This is a genomic window from Gordonia sp. NPDC003422, assembly GCF_053588675.1.
In genome coordinates this window covers 22,755-39,673 of record NZ_JBSFQL010000006.1, presented here as the reverse complement: position 1 = coordinate 39,673, position 16,919 = coordinate 22,755, and the positions used below count along the sequence as shown (strand labels likewise).

Genomic DNA, 16,919 nt, shown 5'->3' with positions numbered 1-16,919 from the left:
ACCAGACTCTGCCAGGCTGCGGCGCGTCGAATCAGTGTGGCGGCGAGTTATCCACAGGCATGGCTCCCGCGTCGACGACTATGGAGTCTTCGGCGGGTCGTCGGACTCGCCCGAGGTGTCGTCGTCGCGTTCGGCCGCCAACGTCCGCTCGAGTTCGGCGATCGGGTCGTCGAGGGCTCCGGTGTCACCACCGATGACCCGGTCGATGAATGCGGCCGGTTGGTCGAGATCTTCGCCGTCGGGCATGAGGTCGGGATGTGCCCAGACGCCGTCGCGGGTCGCGATGTCGGAGGCATCGAGCAGCTTGCGCCACAGATCCGACGCCTCACGCACCTTTCGTGGGCGCAGTTCCAGTCCCACCAGGGTCGCGAAGGTCTGCTCGGCGGGTCCGCCCGACGCCCGACGCCGACGCATGGTCTCGGTGAGCGCGCCGGTACTCGGGATCCGGTCACCGAGTGCCTGACCGACGACCGATTCGACCCACCCTTCGATGAGTGCGAGCAAGGTCTCGAGCCGGTTGAGTGCGGCCTTCTGCTCGGGTGTCGTGGTCGGCTCGAACGACGCCGACGACCCGATCAGCTCCTCGAGTTTGCCGGGGTTGGAGAACAGTTCGGTGGGGTCGATGCTCGACGTCGCGTCAGCGATTCCGCTGAAGTCGACACTGATCCCGCGGGCGTATTCCTCCACGGTGGACAGCAGTCGTTGGCGGAGCCACGGAACGTGCGTGAACAAACGGACGTGGGCGGCCTCGCGCGCGGCGAGGAACACGATGATCTCTTGCGCGGGCTGCTCGAGACCTTCGGCGAACTTCGCGATCGCCTCGGGGAGGAGTACCGCCACACCCTCGGCTGCCAACGGGAGGCCGATGTCGGTGGAGGTGAGCACCTCCTTGGCGAGCTGTCCGAGACCCTGCCCGAGTTGGGTACCGAAGGCCATGCCGCTCATCTGGGTGAGCATGCCCATCATCGGCCCGGCGAACTGTGCGGCCTCCGCGGGCAGGTTGTCCTGCCACGTCCGGGCGAGCTGCTCGGCGACCGGATTGCACAGGCCCTTCCATGTGGGCAGCGTCTCTTCGAGCCACTGCACGGGGGTCCACGCCACCGACTGCGACACTCCGCTGGGCAGGGTGGTCGCGTCGTCGAGCCAGACGTCGGCAAGACGCACGGCGTCGGCGACGGCGCCGGTCTCCTTGGCGAGAACGGGTGTGAACGAACCGATCTGCTGACGAGCCAAGTTGGTCGCGACCTGGTAGTTCACCGGTCCCTGGCCGCCGCCGGTCATGCCGGCGCCCATGCCGCTGAGCATGCTGCCCAGTTGGGAGAACATCTGACCCAGCGCAGCCGGATCCATCGACGACGGGTCGAATCCGGCCGGTCCGTCGGATTCTTTGCGGCGGTCGTCGTCGTCACCGGACGACGAGAAGCCGAAGGGCAGGTCACTCATGCCATCCACGGTACCGCTCGAATACCGCCAGATCGGGGGTGAGGTGTTCGCGTTGAGCGTAGTGCGCTCAAGACATGCGGGGGTGCCGGTGGAATCGCTAACGTGAGCGGAATGACGCTGCAGGCCCAGTACCGCCGGATCGCCACGGTCGCGGTGACCACGCTGGTACTCGTCGTACTTCTCGTGCTCGGCACCCAGGTGCTCGTGCCCTACGTCGCGCTCGGGCCCGGGCCGACGCTGAACACGCTCGGGACCGCGCAGGTGAAGGGGCAGGACGGCAAGGTTCAGACGCTCCCGATCGTCGACATCCAGGGTGCCCAGCTCGACCCGACGACCGGAAACCTGAACCTGACCACCGTGTCGGTGACCGACGGTTTGAGTCTCTTCGAAGCGATGGGCAAATGGCTGTCCGGCGAGTACGCACTGCAACCACGCGACCGCATCTACGACCCGGACAAGACCACCGACCAGGTGCGTGAGGAAAACGCCCAGCAGATGACCGGGTCGGAGGACGACGCGACCGCAGCGGCGCTACGGTTCCTCAACCGGCCGACCAAGCTGGTGATCGGCACGATCGTGTCCAGCGGACCGTCGTCGACCGTCCTGAAACTCGGTGACCAGGTGAATCGCGTCGGCGGCACCCCTGTCGTGACCGCCGAGGACTTCGACAACGCGGTGGAGAAAGCTCCCGTCGGCAAGCCCCTCACGCTCGACATCGTGCGCAACAACGTTCCGTCGGCAGTCTCGGTGATTCCGCGATCCGACGCGCGCGAACCCGGCAAGGCGAACATCGGGGCCGACGGGGCGGTCGTCAACGCCGACCCCGGGCTCAAGATCACCTACTCCGTCGGCGACATCGGCGGACCGTCGGCCGGAATGATGCTGTCGCTGGCCGTCATCGACAAGCTCAGCCCCGGTGAACTCACGCACGGAAAGTTCATCGCCGGCACCGGCACGATCACCGACACCGGAGTGGTCGGGCCGATCGGCGGCATCACCCACAAGACCCGCGCCGCCCGAGACGCCGGGGCGACCGTCTTCCTGGTGCCCGGCAGCAACTGTTCCGAAGCCGCCTCCGACAAACCGGACGGCCTCGAGTTGGTGAAGGTCGACTCCCTGCAAGGCGCGGTCGACTCCCTCAACGCCCTCGGAGCCGGACGGCCGGTCACGCACTGCTGACGCGGTACGCCGCTACCTGGGTGCTCGGAGAACCACCACCGCTGCCTGAGGTGTGAGGAGCGCTAGCGACGAACCTCGAAGGCCTGGTGAGACGACAATGCCCTCTCACCAGGGGCTTCGAGGCTCGCAGGCTCGCACCTGAGCCGGCGTTACGAGGCGTCTGGCTCGAACGTCGCGGCAAGCGCTTCGACGAGGTCGACGGCGAGGTCGGGGTGGGTCAGCAACTCGTCGGACGCGGGTTCGGTGAGCAGTCGCATCATCGCGAGGCGCGGTCCGTCGCGCAGCACGCCGACGGCGAGCCGGGCGGGCTGCTCGGCTTGTCGCGACGCCGCGTCGGCGGGCGGTGCGACGGTGATCTGGGTGGTCAGCACAGCGCCGGTGACCGCCTCCGGCCAGGCTGCGGTGGCCAGGAATTCGTCGGGGTCGTCGATCTCCTGCTGGACGGGGCTCAGTTCGGACGCGTCGTCGTCGGCGACGAGACCGGGTTCCAATTCGGCCAGCACCGACGTCGGGACCAGCGCGAACACGGCCGGTTGCGCACCGAGCCCCGCGGTGTGGTCGATGACTTCTCGCATCGCCGAACCGAGTGCATCGGGGGAGAATCGTCGAGGCGTCATGCCGTCATCATTCCCTCCACAGCCAGTTGGCAGGGAACCCACACGCGAATGTGATCGTTATGACGTTTCGAGCGGTCAGTAGAGTGGGCGCAACGACACTCGGCGCGACCGGCCGGAAGATCCAGCCGACGTCATGTCCGGATTGAGAATTTTGGAGAGTGGGTCAGGTGGGCGTTCGCGGGCCGGCAGGGATGCCGACACTGTCACGCAGGAGCAAGATCGCCATTGGGATCGGCGTCGGCATTCTGGTGCTGCTGCTCGTCGGGCCACGGTTGGTGTCGATCACCACCGACTGGCTCTGGTACAAGGACCTCGGCTACTCGCAGGTGTTCTCGACCATCGCCTGGACCCGCATCATCCTGTTCCTGATCACCACGATCGTGGTCGGCGGTCTGATCTTCGGCGCGATAGCGGTGGCCTACCGATCCCGACCGGTGTTCGTGCCGACGAGCGGACCCGCCGATCCGCTGGCGCGCTATCGGACGGCGATCATGGCGCGGGTCCGATGGTTCGGCATCGTGCCGGCGGTGATCATCGGTGCGCTCGCCGGGCTGGTGGCCCAGGGTTCGTGGGCGACGGTGCAGGTCTTCTTGCACGGCACGGACTTCGGTGTCCGCGATCCGCAGTTCGGTCTCGACATCGGCTTCTACGCTTTCGACCTGCCGTTCTACCGGTTTGTCCTGAATCTGCTGTTCGTGGTCGTGGTGATCGCATTCATCGCGAACCTGGTGACCCACTATCTGTTCGGCGGAATCCGGCTCGGTGGCGGCAGCGGAGCGCTGACCACGGCCGCGCGCATCCAGCTCGCCGTGCTGGCCGGAACCTTCTTGCTACTCAAGGCCGTTGCCTACTGGTTCGACCGGTACTCTTTGCTGAGCAGCGACCGCAAGGCCGAGATCTTCCCAGGCGCCGGCTACACCGACATCAACGCGGTGCTGCCGTCGAAGCTGATCCTCATGTCCATCGCCATCATCTGTGCGGTGGCGTTCTTCGCCGGGGTTGTACTGCGTGACTTGCGTATTCCGGCGCTGGCGACGGTGCTGATGTTGTTCTCGGCGCTGCTGATCGGCGTCGGGTGGCCGCTCGCGATGGAGCAGTTCTCGGTGAAGCCGAACGCCGCGCAGAAGGAATCCGAATACATCCAGCGCGCGCTCGACGGGACGCGTCAGGCCTACGGCATCGGCCAAGACAATGTCGAGTACCAGCGGGACTGGACCGCCCAACCGGCCACTGCGACAACGGTGAACGCAGACACCACGACACTGTCGAACATTCGTATCCTCGATCCGAACGTGGTGTCGCCGACGTTCCGTCAGCAGCAGCAGCGCCGCAACTTCTACGGTTTCCCGACTCAGCTTGCCGTCGACCGGTACCGGGTCGACGGACAGTTGCGCGACTACGTCGTGTCGGTCCGTGAACTCGACCCCAGCCAGTACCAGGGCAACCAGACCAACTGGCTCAACAAGCACCTCGTATTCACCCACGGCGACGGATTTGTCGCAGCGCCGGCCAACCGTGTCCGCGAACCGGTGAACGACAACGACGACAACGACATCGACAGCGGCGGTGATCCGCTGTACTTCGTCACCGACACCACCAACGTCAACAACGCCGAGCATCAGCAGGACGCGCCGATCGTGGTGAAGCAGCCGAGGATCTACTTCGGCGAGTTGATCGCCAAGGTCGATCCCGACTACGCGATCGTCGGCTCCAACAATGGTCAGCCGCGCGAGTTCGACGGCGGCAGCGACGACGGCGCGCGCTACACCTACACGGGTACCGCCGGTGTGGGACTGGGCAATTGGTTCACCCGCGCGATGTATGCGGTGAAGTTCACCGAGCGCAACTTCATCCTGTCGAGCGAGATCACCGACGCGTCGCGGATTATCTACAACCGCGACCCGCGGGACAGGGTGAAGAAGGTCGCGCCGTGGCTGACTGTCGACTCCAAGACATACCCGGCGGTGATGGCCGATGGCTCGATCAAGTGGATCGTCGACGGCTACACCACGCTCGACAACTACCCGTACTCGCAGCCGACGTCGTTGCAGAGTGCGACCGCCGACGCCCAGGACCTCAATCCGGGACAGACGGGTCGCACCCAGGTGAACAAGACGATCGGGTATGTCCGCAACTCGGTGAAGGCGACCGTCGATGCCTACACCGGTGAAGTGACGCTCTACGAGTTCGACACCAAGGATCCGGTTCTGAAGACCTGGCGAAAGGTGTTCCCGGGCACAGTGAAGAGCCGCGCCGAGTTCGACCAGAACACGTCGCTGCGCGAGCATGTGCGCTACCCCGAGGACATCTTCAAGATCCAGCGGTCGCTGCTGACGCAGTACCACGTCGATTCACCGCAGACCTTCTTCCAGGGCAACGACCGTTGGTCGGTTCCGCCGGACCCCACCAATTCCGATGCCGCACAACGCGGTCTGGACCAGCCGCCGTATTACTTCGTGGCCAGGGACCCACGCACGCAACAGGCGTCGTTCCAGTTGACCTCGGTGCTGAACCGTCTCGACCGGCCCATCCTGGGTGCATACGTGACCGTGTCGTCCGAGCCGGGAAGCTACGGGCAGATCACCGTCAAGGAACTGCCGGGCAACAACCAGCGGTCGGGTCCCGTGCAGGCGTTCAACCCGATGAAGGCCGACGGGCGTGTGGCGCAATCGCAGCGCGACCTCCAGGCCACCGCGACGGTGACCTTCGGTAACCTGCTGACACTTCCGGTGGGGGACAACGGGATTCTGTACGTGGTCCCGATGTACGCGCAGGCGCAGGCGGCCGAGGCGTTCCCGCGCCTGTTCCGGGTGATCACCCGCTACGAGCCGGGTAATGGGCAGTCGAGCATCGGTTATGCGACGACCACTGCGGAGGCGTTGCGACAGGTCGGCATCAACCCGGGTGCTGTCGGGATTCCCGAACCGGCACCGACCGACACCGACAACCAGCCACAGCCTCAACCGCAACCACAACCGCAGGGAGGACAGCCGACTGCTGCCCAACGGGATGCGGTCAAGGCCATGGACGAGGCATTGCAGAAGCTGACACAGGCGCAGACCAGTGGCGATTTCCAGGCCTATGGCGCGGCACTCGAACAGCTGAAACGTGCTGTCGCACAGTACGAGGCGGCTCAGCCGGCGGGTTGATCAGGCGTAGCTAGTGCGAGGAAGCGCTTCTACCGATGGCTGAGGTGCGAGCCCCCTACCGCTGGCTGAGGTGTGAGGAGCGCAAGCGACGAGCCTCGAAGCCCCTGGTGAGATGACGATGTTGTCTCGCCAGCCCTTCGAGGCTCGCAAGCTCGCGCCTCAGGGAGCGGATGGGTCGCGCAGGGAGCGGAGGGCTGGGTCGCTCAGGGCGCGGCGGAAACTCAGTCGCGGTACTCGTGCAAGTAGCGGTCGGTCTCGGCCGGGGTGTTGTCGGGTATCACCGGTGAGTGGTGGTAGCGGTGGATCAGCGACGTGAAGATCGTGACGGCGCCCGCGAACGCGGCGACCATCCCCAATCCGCACAGGATCGCCGGGCCGGTGTTGCCGGCAGCCATGGCGACCAGCCACAGTGCGGCGAGGGCGAACCCACCGAGGATGAGCAGGAACGCGACGATGCTCATCGGATGATTGCCGTGGCTCTCGTGCCGGTGCGGGTGATGCGTGGTCATGGTGCCTCCTCGGGTGGTCGTCGGCGCGCCTATTGTACTCGAAATGTGACATCGGTCACAGGAGTATCACGCAGTCGGGTTGCTCGCATATGTCGATGTTGCGGGGTCGGTTTCGCCGGCGATTGACGTCGAAGGGAGTCGGGGTGAGTCGCGTTTTCCCAGTTCAGGCGACATCTAGGTATCGATTTGCACCGCAGGCGAACGTATGTGTAACGTGGTGTTCACCAACGCGGGGTGGAGCAGCTCGGTAGCTCGCTGGGCTCATAACCCAGAGGTCGCAGGTTCAAATCCTGTCCCCGCTACCACGATGAGAACCCCCGTCCGGCACATCCGGGCGGGGGTTTTCTGATTCTGTTGGCCCCGTTCCATCGATCGGGGGAGTCACCGACATCATCGGGAGTGCTGTGGCCGAGGCCGACGTCGACCGCACCCAGCCTTGGCTTGTGTTGCTTGCGGCAATTGGCACAGGAGTGACCGCCGCTGTCTATGCTGCCCTGCTGTGGAACGTCCGTACCAAGGCGTTCTTTGCTGCCGAGGGCTGAGCTTGCCGAGTCGCGGTGGACCCGCGACTGTCCGACAGGAGTCAGAGGCTCAGGCGCACACCGATTCCCTCGATCAGCGCCTCCAGGCCCCAATCGAACGCCTCGGTTGGCAGGTCCGCGACCTCGTCACTCAAGGCGTACTGCAGCGGCTGCTCGTCCGGATCGAGCCGTGCGCGTCGATCGTCCGCGGTGAAGCGGTCATGCCCCGGGGTGGGGTGTCGGTGCTGTTCTTCCACGACGAAGCCACTCACGAAGACGTTGACCGTCTGCAATGCGCGCTGAGCGTCGACCGGTGACATCCCGGCCTCGACGAGAACCCGCACCGGCTCTTCGAGACTGCGCAGCGCTTCGTCGTCGACGAGGGTGGTGCCCGAGACCAGCTTGGCGCCGTCGCGGAACGACAGCAGCGTGCGCCGGATGTGATGGGCGCTGGTGCGCAGCAGGACCCGCCAATCGGCCCGCGCCTCAGGTGATATCGGCTCCGCCAGCATCTCCGCGATGATGCGCGACGCCATCGAATCCTGCAGGTCGGACATGTCGCGGAAGTGGTAGTAGAGGGCGCCGGCCCGGACGCCCAGTCGTGCGGCCAGGGCTCGCGCGGTGATGCCCTCCAAGCCGCTATCGGCGAGCTGGTCGAAGGCCGCGTCCACGATCGCTTCGCGGCTGAGGGCGGTGCGCGCCATTGCGTGTCCTGAGCTCCCTTGACTTCTGAACAATGTTCAACAACACTAGCAGATAGGTATTTGAACAATGTTCAGGAGCGAATAATGAAAGCTGCAGTCGTCACCGACTTCACCAAGCCACCCACCTGCGCGGACTTTCCCGACCCCACCATGTCCGATGGACTCGCCGAGGTCGAGATGCTCGCCGCCGGCGTCCACCAACTCGTCCGGTCCGTCGCGAGCGGCGCCCACTACTCGTCCGGCGATGAGTTGCCCTTCGTCGCCGGAGTCGATGGCGTGGGCGTCATCGACGGGCAACGCGTCTACACCGGAGGTTGTCCGGACCCGTACGGCACCATCGCCGAACGCACCGTCGTCCCGCGCGGCTTCGGAATCCCGGTACCGGACCCCCTGGCGACCGAGGTTGCTGCGGCCATCGTCAACCCCGCGATGTCGTCGTGGATGCCGCTCGTCACGTGTGGTGATGTCGTGCAGGGCGGCACGGTCGCGGTGTTGGGCGCGACGGGAACGTCTGGGTCCCTCGCCGTCCGGATCGCGTTGCACTTCGGCGCCAAGCGCGTCATTGCTGTAGGCCGCAACGCCGATGCCCTGGCGCGTCTTGCCGACGACCCGCGCGTGGTGGCGGTGTCGCTGATTCACGACGACCCTGCCGAGAGTCTCGCGGCGGCCTTCGCCGACGGCATTGATGTGGTTCTCGACTATCTGTGGGGACCGGTGGCCGAGATGGCGCTTGGAGCCCTCCGGGCGCACAGCCTCACCGAAAGTCGTTCTCCCGTGCAGTATCTCCAGATCGGGGCGGTCGCGGGCCGCGACATCGCGCTCGACGCGGCAATCCTACGTGCACGGCCGATCTCGATTCGCGGTTCCGGTGGTGGTTCCATCGATCCGATGCTGATGCTGCGGGAACTCCCGAGTATTCTGGATTATGCTGCAAGCGGCGAACTTTCGATCGACGTGCGGACGGCACCGCTACGCGATGTGGCCGAAGCGTGGGTCGACGACCGGCCGGGCCGGCTTGTGATCACCATGGGTGGCTGAAAGCCTCCCGAGGAATTTTCGAAGGATCCTTGCGCGTGTCGGGTTGACCGCGTAACCTCGAACAGGTATTCGAATGGCGCTTGGGGGAGGTGCGTGGGGGTGGCGGAGATTTCGGGGGATTCTGGTTCTGGTTCTCGCGTGCCGGATGAGCGTCGTGCGAGTCCTGCGTTGTATGGGCCTGGCGCCGCGTGGAATTCGCGGTTGGTGGGGGTGCCGCGGGATTTCGACGAGTTGATGTCGGTGCGCGCGGAGACCGAGCATCCGGATTCTGATGGTGCGCCGTCGGGTCGGGATGATGTGGTCGATCTGTATCGGCAGTTGCATGGTTTGTTGGATCGCATCGATGCGGTCGACACCACCGGTAATACGTCTGCGGAGGTCGTGGAGGTGGCCGGGGAGCATGAGCGTGCGGTGCGTCGGATGGCGTGGTCGGGTCATCGTCGGGTGATGGACGTCTCGGACCGGGACGCGTTCCGTTTGGTGGGTGATACGTCGGTGCACTCGTTTCTGACGACGCGTCTGCGGGTGACGCAGCCGCGGAAGCGGATAGCGGAGATGGCGGCGGTGGCCCGGCATTTCTCGGTGTATGGCGAACTGCTGCAACCGAAACGGCCGTATCTGGCCGAGGCGGTGGCGCAGGGTGCGGTGGGTGCCGATCATGTGCATGCGGTGTTGGACACCTTGGACAAGATCCCGGCGGCGATCCCTGCGGATGTGGTGGAGGCGGCGGAGCGGGACATGGTCGACTATGCGCGTGAGTTCACGCCGAAGGAGATCACTGCGTTGGGGACCCGGGTGTTGGCGCATCTGGATCCGGATGGCACGTTGACCGATGACTCCGATCGCGCGCGGCGGCGCGGGGTGTCGTTGGGGCGGCAGGATTCTCAGTTGATGTCGAAGCTGAGTGGACAGTTGGATCCGTTGACCCGGGCGATGTTCGACACGGTGTTGACGGCGTGGGCGGTCAAGGGGATGAACAATCCGGCCGATGAGACGCCGTTGCAGGGGTCGAAAGACGATGTCAGTGCCGAAGAGTTGGCGGCGGCGGCCGAGCGGGATGACCGGTGCCCAGCGCAGCGCAATCACGATGCGTTTCGGGCGTTGTTGCGGGCGGCGTTGGATGGGAAGCTGTTGGGCAGCTCGGTGAATGGGTTGCCGCCGCATGTGATTGTGAAGATCACCGATGCCGAGTTGGCCGAGCGCGCGGGGTTTGGTCGGACGGCGACGGGTACGGATCTGCCGATCGAGGACGTTATCGCGTTGGCCGCGGAGGCCCAGCTGCATTTGGCGGTGTTCTCGGAGGTGACGGGTCAGCCGTTGTATTTGGGGACGGCGCAACGGTTGGCGTCGCGGTCGCAGCGGTTCTTGTTGTTTGCCCATCATGATGGGTGCGCGTGTCCCGGGTGCAGTGTGCCGGCGGCGAAGGTGCAGATTCATCACGCGGACAAGGACTGGGCCGATGGCGGGGTGACCGACATCGATACGTTGGGTCCGGCGTGTGGTCCACATAATCGGGTGGTGGGTCCGGAGCCGGGGCAGTACACCACGCATGTGGTCAAGGAGGGTCCGGATGCCGGGCGCACGGCGTGGACGTTGAATCCGCAACCCGGTGCGCCTCCGAATCCGGCGCGGATCAACCGGGTGCACGATGTGCCGCAACAGGTCACGGCGTTGGTGCGCCGTAAGCATCGGTTGCGGCCACCCGGCCGGGACGACACCACCACACCCCCGATCGATATTCGGGAGAATCAACGCCAACGACGGTTGGTCACGGCGGGTTGGAGCGTGCGCCGGGTGCGGTTTCCGGTGGAGTAGCGAGTGGTCAAGCGGCGATGTTGTCTCGCCAGGGGCTTCGAGGCTCGCAAGCTCGCACCTAGCCGGCGGGACGTGCTCGCGTCAGGCGTGTGAGGGCTTGTACAGCCATTCGTTGAGGGAGTAGTCGGTCTTCAGGCTGCCTTGTGCGACTAGGAACGCCTTGGTGCCCTCGAGGAGTCGGACGCCGGCGGCCGGGAATGGTTCGGGGGCATAGCCTCCCGGGTTGGCGGCGGCGCGGATGTCGGCCGGGTTGGCCTTGGAGTTCTTGATCTCGAACGCGAGGTACTCGTCCCAGTGCGCCTTCGCGTAGATGACGGAGTCCGCGATCAGCTTTTGCCACGCTGCGCCGAAGTCGGGCTGCTTGGCGAGGAACGGGTTGGCCGCCACCGACACGCTCGTGCCGGCCAGCCCCGGATGGTTGGTGTAGACCGAATCCACCAGGCGGTATCCCTTGCGCTGGAACGACTGCAAGGCGACCGACGGGATCACCCCGGGCAGAGCCGCGCCGGCGATCTCGCCGGTACTCAACGGACCTTCCTGGTCGGCGGGATACAGATGGACCAGCTGAGCGGTGATGCCCTCCTGCTGCAGCGCACCCTGCAGGTACCGATCGATGTAGGAGCCCTTCGGGACGCCGATCTTCTTGCCGGCCAGATCCTTCAAGGACTTGATCGACGGATCTTTCACGACCACACCGGCGTCGTTGTTGAACTGTGTGATGGCCAGCAGTCGTGTGTCGAGGCCGCTGCCCTTGGCGACGAGTGCCGGTGTGTCCCCGTAGTTCCCGACGTCCAGGCGGCCGCCGAGCAGCGCCTGGTTGAGGTCGGGGCCGTTGGGGAAGCTGTACACCTCCACCGCGTCGACCCCGAGCGGCTTGAGCGCGTTGAGGAGTTCACCTCGGCTGTGGGCGAATCCGAGCGGCCCGGTCAGGACGTTGACCGAGCCGATGACACCGATCCGCAGCGTTCCGATCACGTCCCGTTGTGCGCTCGACGACTGGTCGGTGCAGCCGGCCAAGGAGAGGCCGACGAGGGCAGCCAGTATCAGCCCGACCAGTGGCGTGCGGGCAAGGAACAGCGCGAAACGACGAAGGAGATGCATGAACAGGGTTCCTAAGCTTGGGAAGCGAACAGAGGTAGGTCAGGGATGGCGCAGTCGTTCGGGTCGACGTGGGGGCGGATCACCATGCGGGATCTCCGGTCCGACGGCCACCAGACTGCCCGGCCTGCGGCCCTTGCCCCAGCCGAGGCGCTCACGATAGCTGCCGACCAGGTCTTCGGGAGCGGTGAATCCGTCACCGACGGGGGTGGATTCGGGACTCACATACAGTGCATCGGTGGGACAATAGGCCTCGCACATGAAGCAGGTCTGGCAATCCGACTGCCGCGCGATCACGGGCACCCCGTCGTCACCTCGGTCGAAGACGTTGGTCGGGCAGGCCACCACACATTTGTCGCAGGCGATGCACGCATCCGCGATCACGAGTTCGATCATGCGACGAATGCCTCGATGACATCGTCGGCGCTGACCCGCGGCAAAGGCCGACGCCGCTGCACCCACACCTCGTCCAACCCTCCGGTCAGCACGTGACCTCGTTGTGCGGGGTCCTGGTCGGGGTAGTCTTCGCGTTTGCTCATGCCGCGCGATTCGGTCCGCGCCAACGCCGACGCATAGATCCACCGGCCGGTGGCGGTGATGGCGGCCGCCTCCCGCGTCCGCAGCCGCGCAGCGGGGTCCGATGATCCGAAGTCGTTGTCCGACAGCTGAGTCCACAGTCCATCCAGACGAGCACGGGCGTCGGACATCCGCACGCCGTGCCGTAGATAATTCTTCTCGAACGGGATCAACTCGGCCCGTGCGGCACGAAGCGCTTCGTCGGGAGCGAGTTCGCCGGACTCGCGCGCGAGTCCCACGCGTCCGGCTCCGCGGAGGTCCTGCGATGCCGGACGGATGCCGTTGCGGGATGAGCGCGCGGCCGACGACCCGGCGAACACTCCGGACGACATCGCCCAGGCCGAGTTGTGGCTGCCGCCGCCGGTGAATCCGCCACAGATACGTTCGCGGGTGGCCGCGTCGCCCGCGGCATACAGGCCGGGAATGCCGGTCCAGCAGCCGAAGTCGACGATGTCGAGCCCGCCGGTTCCGCGTACGGTTCCTTCGGCGAGCAGGTCCACCTCGAAGCGATCGGTGAACGGGTCGATGCCGCGTCGGTCGAACTGGAGGAAGAAATTCGGCTGACCCAGGCGCATCTGCGCGGCGACCGTCTCGTCGGCCCGGTCGAGTTGCGCAAACACCGGTTCGTTCAACAGGGTTCGTGCGATGACCGACCGCCCCTTCATGGAGCCGGCGCCGTCGACCACCCGGCCGTCGGCGTGATAGAAGGTCGCGTATCCGTAGTAGGCGGTCTTGGTGACGGTCGAACCCTTGGGAACGATCGCGTACGCGTTCCCGAATTCCATTCCGGACAACTGTGCACCCACCTCGGCGGCCATCAGTAAGCCGTCGCCGGTGTTGTTGTTGGTGCCCAACGCCCGTGACAGAAATGCGCATCCGCCTGTCGCGACGATGACCGCACCCGCCGTGATCCGGAAGTCGCGGCCGGTCTGTCGCTGGTGTCCGGCGGCACCTGCGACACGTCCGTCGCGATCGACGAGGAGTTCGAGAACGGGGGAGTGATCGAGGATGTGCACGCCCCGGCGCTGCACCCACGCCCGCATGCGTCGCATGTACTCCGGTCCCTGCACGCCGGTCCGGATGGGTTCGGCGGTGCGGTCATCAACCGGGAAGGGATAGCCTCCCTCGGCGCCGAGGCGGTGCATGTTGGCGTAGGTCTGGTCGAGGACGCGATCCATCCAGTCGTGGTCGGCGAGATTGCCGCCCAGGCGTTCCCGCGATGCCTTCGCCTTGGCTCGCGCGTCGGCCTCCGGTGCCACGTACCAGACACCGGTACCGGCGGGTGCGGTCGCGCCCGAGGTACCGCAGTAGCCCTTGTCCGCGAGAACGACGTCGGCGTCATTGTCGCGCGCAGCGATCGCCGCCCACGTGGCGGCCGGTCCACCGCCGATGATCAGTACGTCGGTGGACAGGGTGAGGGTGTCGGGCTCGGTCATGTGGTCTCCTCGGCATCCGGCTGCGCGGACGCGGTAGTGGCGGGTGCGGGTGTCTGGACACCCAGTGCGGACAGCAATCGATAACGGAGAGCGACGAACTCGGGGTCGACGACGGATCGCGGACGAGGCAGGTCGATCACGACTTCCTCGGCAACGTGGTGGTCGCGCAGGACGAGGGCTCGGTCGGCGAGTAGAACGGCCTCCTCGACGTCGTGGGTGACCAGCAGCGTCGCAGGCCGGTGGTGCTGCCACAGACGTTCGACGAGGCGCTGCGCGGTGCCCCGGGTGTCAGGGCGTCGAGCGCGCCGAACGGCTCATCGAGCAGCAGCAGACGCGGTTCTCGGACCAGTGCGCGGGCAAGCGCGACGCGTTGTGATTCTCCCCCCGACAACGTCGACGGCCACACGTCGGCCTTGTCCCGCAGACCGACCTCGGTGAGTGCCTCGAGAGCCCGGGACTTGGCGTCGCGGCCGCGCAACCCGAGAGCGACGTTGCGCCAGACCGGTTGCCAGGGCACCAGTCGGTGCTCCTGGAAGGCAATGGCTTTGGACGCCGGAGCGCTGATGGTCCCGGTGAACCCGTCGTCGAGTCCGCCGATGGCGCGCAGGAGGGTGCTCTTGCCGGATCCGCTGGCCCCGAGCAGTGCGACGAACTCGCCGGGTGCGATCGTGAGGTCCACTTCGCGTAGGATCTCCCGATCGCCAAAGCTGCGTCCGGCGTCACGGACCTCGACCGCCCCGTCGGCGCCAAGGGTTGTCGACGTTGTCATCAGGCCCCCTGGAATCCGTTGCGCCAGGACAGGAAACGGTGCTCGAGCAGTTTGACCGCCGTGTCGGTGAGTAGTCCGAGGACGGCGTAGATGACGAGCACGAGGAAGATCTGATCGGTGCGCAGGTACTCTTTCGCGTCGTTCATCACGAAACCCAGACCGACCGTGGTGGTCTGCATCTCGGCGACGACCAGCACCAGCCAGCCGATCCCGAGCGCCTGTCGGAGCCCGACGAAGGTTTGCGGTAGGGCACCGGGCAGCACGATGAAGCGCAGCATCTCGGCGCGCGTCAGATCGAGCGAGTGCGCTGCTTCGATGAGCTTGTGGTCGACGTTGCGGATGCCCGCGAACACGTTGACATACATCGGGAAGATCGGTGCGACGATGATCAGCGCGATCTTGAACGTGTCGTCGATGCCGAACCAGATGATGAACACGGGTACCAGCGCGACCGCGGGCATCATGCGCAGCACCTGGATCGGCGCGTTGACCAGGTCTTCGGCGATGCGGACGGTCCCGGCGGCGGCGCCGAGGACCACGCCGATGGTGATGCCGATGGCAAGTCCGATCGCGACGCGGCGCGTCGACGCGGCCAGGTGGTGCCACAGTTCGCCGGTGCGGATGAGATCGGCTCCGGCGTTGATCACCTCGGTGGGTGCCGGTGTGGTGGGGCCGAGCCAGCTGCGCGCGCCGAGTTGCCAGATGACCACCACCAGAACGAGTCCGACGGATTGCCGGAACACTCGGGCGGCGCGTCCGCTGGGCAGCAGGCGTCGGACCGGATGCGCGGTGCGTGCAGGTGACGTTGTCGGTGCGGTCGCGGGTTGTCGGGCCGAGCCGGAAGCCGCAGTGGGAGAAGCGGTGACACGTTTGTCCAGTTGCAGGGTCACGAGACGGGTCCGTCGCCCGCCGCAATCAGTTCTCCACGGTGACCGCTGGCGTCACGTTCGGCGATCAACGCGGCGACCCTCGGCAGCACATGTTCGGCGAACCGCCGCATCTCGGCCTCGACCGGTTGGAACTGCAGCATGAACAGTTCTATGCCCAGATCGTGGAACTCCACAACGCGCTGCGCCACTTGGTCATAACTACCAACGAGGCCAGCTGCGGTACCACCGTTGGTGCCGATGTGCGGGTACTTCTCGAAGGTGTGGAACATGACGGCCTTCGGGTCGGCATTGGCGACGAGGTCGGCGAGTTCGGGGGCGTCGACCTCGGCGAGGCGCCAGAAGTGGTCGAGTTCGGCCAGCGCCTCCGACTCGGTTTCGCGGGCGATGACGAAGGCGGACAGGCCGAAGTTCAGCGGGTCGCGGGTCCGCGGGCGTCGTCGGACGTCGGCGATCAGGTCGCGCACCACCTCTGGTGGTTGACCGTTGATGAACCAGGCGTCGGCGCTCGACGCGGCGAGGTCGCGCGCCGGGGTGGACTCGCCACCCAGGTAGATGCGTGGCGCGTGCGCCGGATCGGCGGGCCGCAGTATGTAGTCGTCGATGTGGAAGTTCTTGCCTTGATGCCGAACTCGCTCACCGGCCACGAGGCGGGACACGATCGACAGCCATTCGCCCCCGTAGTCGTAGCGCAGGTCGTGTTCGGGGAACTCGAGCCCGGCGCGTTCCAACTCTGGCTTGTACCAGGCGTTCACCAGGTTGATCGCGAACCTGCCGCCGGAGATCTCGGCGATCTGCGTGGCCAGTTTGGCCAAGTACACGGGATGGAACAGGTACGGCTTGATCGCGGCGATGATCTCGATACGCTCGGTGACCGCGGCCAGCGCAGCTGCGCCCGTCCACGCTTCGAGATGTGCGTACTCGTCGCCGTTCGGGTTGAGGTTGTGTTGGGCGACCAGAGTCGAATCGAAGCCGAGTTGTTCGGCGGCAAGTACGTAGCGGCGGTTGAGGTCCCACGACGCATCGAAGGGGTCGTCGGGATAGTGGCGACTGGCGAAGGGGCCCCACACAGGGGCCCAGACACCGAATCGCGGTCGCGGGACGTCCGCAGGCCACTGGAAATGTGGTGGTCCGACGGGTGTGGAGTGGGCTGAGTCGGTCACGTCCCCATTGAACGC

14 protein-coding genes, 1 tRNA gene and 1 pseudogene are annotated in these 16,919 nt (G+C 65.9%); 6 read left to right on the top strand and 10 right to left on the bottom strand.

The features are described from left to right. Positions 1 to 78 precede the first annotated feature (78 nt). Positions 79 to 1,443, bottom strand: a complete 1,365-nt coding sequence (locus ACWDTF_RS07120) for a zinc-dependent metalloprotease (protein ID WP_240861550.1) — start codon at positions 1,441 to 1,443, stop codon at positions 79 to 81. A 111-nt stretch (positions 1,444 to 1,554) separates the two neighbouring features. On the opposite strand from ACWDTF_RS07120, the gene ACWDTF_RS07115 reads away from it, so the two are divergent. Next, positions 1,555 to 2,622: a YlbL family protein gene (locus ACWDTF_RS07115; RefSeq protein ID WP_449754179.1), complete on the top strand. Its 1,068-nt coding sequence runs from the start codon at positions 1,555 to 1,557 to the stop codon at positions 2,620 to 2,622. Positions 2,623 to 2,771: 149 nt separating this feature from the next. On the opposite strand, the gene ACWDTF_RS07110 is transcribed toward ACWDTF_RS07115, so the two are convergent. Then, positions 2,772 to 3,239: a PPA1309 family protein gene (locus tag ACWDTF_RS07110; protein WP_449754178.1), complete on the bottom strand. Its 468-nt coding sequence runs from the start codon at positions 3,237 to 3,239 to the stop codon at positions 2,772 to 2,774. A 191-nt stretch (positions 3,240 to 3,430) separates the two neighbouring features. On the opposite strand from ACWDTF_RS07110, the gene ACWDTF_RS07105 reads away from it, so the two are divergent. Beyond that, positions 3,431 to 6,388 carry a UPF0182 family protein gene (locus ACWDTF_RS07105; protein ID WP_433255812.1) on the top strand — a complete coding sequence of 986 codons (2,958 nt, stop codon included), beginning with the start codon at positions 3,431 to 3,433 and terminating at the stop codon, positions 6,386 to 6,388. Positions 6,389 to 6,609: 221 nt separating this feature from the next. Here the strand turns inward: ACWDTF_RS07105 and ACWDTF_RS07100 are convergent, their stop codons facing one another. Then, positions 6,610 to 6,897, bottom strand: coding sequence for a hypothetical protein (locus ACWDTF_RS07100; RefSeq protein ID WP_240861013.1), 288 nt, complete (start codon positions 6,895 to 6,897; stop codon positions 6,610 to 6,612). A 228-nt stretch (positions 6,898 to 7,125) separates the two neighbouring features. Here ACWDTF_RS07100 and ACWDTF_RS07095 point away from each other — a divergent pair. After that, a tRNA-Met gene (locus ACWDTF_RS07095) sits at positions 7,126 to 7,202 on the top strand. Between the two features lie 99 nt (positions 7,203 to 7,301). Continuing rightward, entirely contained in the window at positions 7,302 to 7,439 is a 138-nt protein-coding gene (locus ACWDTF_RS07090; RefSeq protein WP_240861016.1) for a hypothetical protein, read from the top strand. Positions 7,440 to 7,480: 41 nt separating this feature from the next. On the opposite strand, the gene ACWDTF_RS07085 is transcribed toward ACWDTF_RS07090, so the two are convergent. Beyond that, complete coding sequence (locus ACWDTF_RS07085) at positions 7,481 to 8,122, bottom strand: TetR/AcrR family transcriptional regulator C-terminal domain-containing protein (protein WP_449754177.1); 642 nt, start codon at positions 8,120 to 8,122, stop codon at positions 7,481 to 7,483. Positions 8,123 to 8,206: 84 nt separating this feature from the next. Between ACWDTF_RS07085 and ACWDTF_RS07080 the strand changes: the two genes are divergently transcribed. Continuing rightward, positions 8,207 to 9,160, top strand: coding sequence for an alcohol dehydrogenase (locus ACWDTF_RS07080; RefSeq protein ID WP_449754176.1), 954 nt, complete (start codon positions 8,207 to 8,209; stop codon positions 9,158 to 9,160). Positions 9,161 to 9,364: 204 nt separating this feature from the next. Further along, a complete protein-coding gene (locus ACWDTF_RS07075) occupies positions 9,365 to 10,975 on the top strand; it encodes an HNH endonuclease signature motif containing protein (RefSeq protein WP_240861023.1) in 1,611 nt (536 codons plus the stop codon). Between the two features lie 81 nt (positions 10,976 to 11,056). Here ACWDTF_RS07075 and ACWDTF_RS07070 read toward each other — a convergent pair whose 3' ends face one another. The 6 genes and pseudogenes from ACWDTF_RS07070 to ACWDTF_RS07045 form a co-directional block, all read right to left on the bottom strand. Continuing rightward, complete coding sequence (locus tag ACWDTF_RS07070) at positions 11,057 to 12,076, bottom strand: ABC transporter substrate-binding protein (protein ID WP_240861025.1); 1,020 nt, start codon at positions 12,074 to 12,076, stop codon at positions 11,057 to 11,059. A 39-nt stretch (positions 12,077 to 12,115) separates the two neighbouring features. Then, positions 12,116 to 12,469, bottom strand: coding sequence for a 4Fe-4S dicluster domain-containing protein (locus tag ACWDTF_RS07065; RefSeq protein WP_240861028.1), 354 nt, complete (start codon positions 12,467 to 12,469; stop codon positions 12,116 to 12,118). Beyond that, a complete protein-coding gene (locus tag ACWDTF_RS07060; RefSeq protein ID WP_449754175.1) occupies positions 12,466 to 14,085 on the bottom strand; it encodes an FAD-binding protein in 1,620 nt (539 codons plus the stop codon). Before ACWDTF_RS07060 ends, ACWDTF_RS07065 begins: the two co-directional genes overlap by 4 nt. Continuing rightward, positions 14,082 to 14,854, bottom strand: a pseudogene (locus ACWDTF_RS07055) (ABC transporter ATP-binding protein). Before ACWDTF_RS07055 ends, ACWDTF_RS07060 begins: the two are co-directional and overlap by 4 nt. Continuing rightward, a complete protein-coding gene (locus ACWDTF_RS07050; RefSeq protein WP_240861033.1) occupies positions 14,854 to 15,744 on the bottom strand; it encodes an ABC transporter permease in 891 nt (296 codons plus the stop codon). The pseudogene ACWDTF_RS07055 and the gene ACWDTF_RS07050 overlap by 1 nt, the downstream one beginning before the upstream one ends. Further along, on the bottom strand, positions 15,741 to 16,904 hold the full coding sequence (locus tag ACWDTF_RS07045) for an LLM class flavin-dependent oxidoreductase (protein ID WP_240861035.1): 1,164 nt from the start codon (positions 16,902 to 16,904) through the stop codon (positions 15,741 to 15,743). The genes ACWDTF_RS07050 and ACWDTF_RS07045 overlap by 4 nt, the downstream gene beginning before the upstream one ends. Positions 16,905 to 16,919: the final 15 nt, after the last annotated feature.

Bases quoted from the DNA above. Each gene is read 5' to 3' on its own strand.
- ACWDTF_RS07120 (WP_240861550.1), bottom strand. From the start codon at position 1,443: ATGAGTGACCTGCCCTTCGGCTTCTCGTCGTCCGGTGACGACGACGAC.
- ACWDTF_RS07115 (WP_449754179.1), top strand. From the start codon at position 1,555: ATGACGCTGCAGGCCCAGTACCGCCGGATCGCCACGGTCGCGGTGACC.
- ACWDTF_RS07110 (WP_449754178.1), bottom strand. From the start codon at position 3,239: ATGACGCCTCGACGATTCTCCCCCGATGCACTCGGTTCGGCGATGCGA.
- ACWDTF_RS07105 (WP_433255812.1), top strand. From the start codon at position 3,431: ATGCCGACACTGTCACGCAGGAGCAAGATCGCCATTGGGATCGGCGTC.
- ACWDTF_RS07100 (WP_240861013.1), bottom strand. From the start codon at position 6,897: ATGACCACGCATCACCCGCACCGGCACGAGAGCCACGGCAATCATCCG.
- ACWDTF_RS07085 (WP_449754177.1), bottom strand. From the start codon at position 8,122: ATGGCGCGCACCGCCCTCAGCCGCGAAGCGATCGTGGACGCGGCCTTC.
- ACWDTF_RS07080 (WP_449754176.1), top strand. From the start codon at position 8,207: ATGAAAGCTGCAGTCGTCACCGACTTCACCAAGCCACCCACCTGCGCG.
- ACWDTF_RS07070 (WP_240861025.1), bottom strand. From the start codon at position 12,076: ATGCATCTCCTTCGTCGTTTCGCGCTGTTCCTTGCCCGCACGCCACTG.
- ACWDTF_RS07065 (WP_240861028.1), bottom strand. From the start codon at position 12,469: ATGATCGAACTCGTGATCGCGGATGCGTGCATCGCCTGCGACAAATGT.
- ACWDTF_RS07060 (WP_449754175.1), bottom strand. From the start codon at position 14,085: ATGACCGAGCCCGACACCCTCACCCTGTCCACCGACGTACTGATCATC.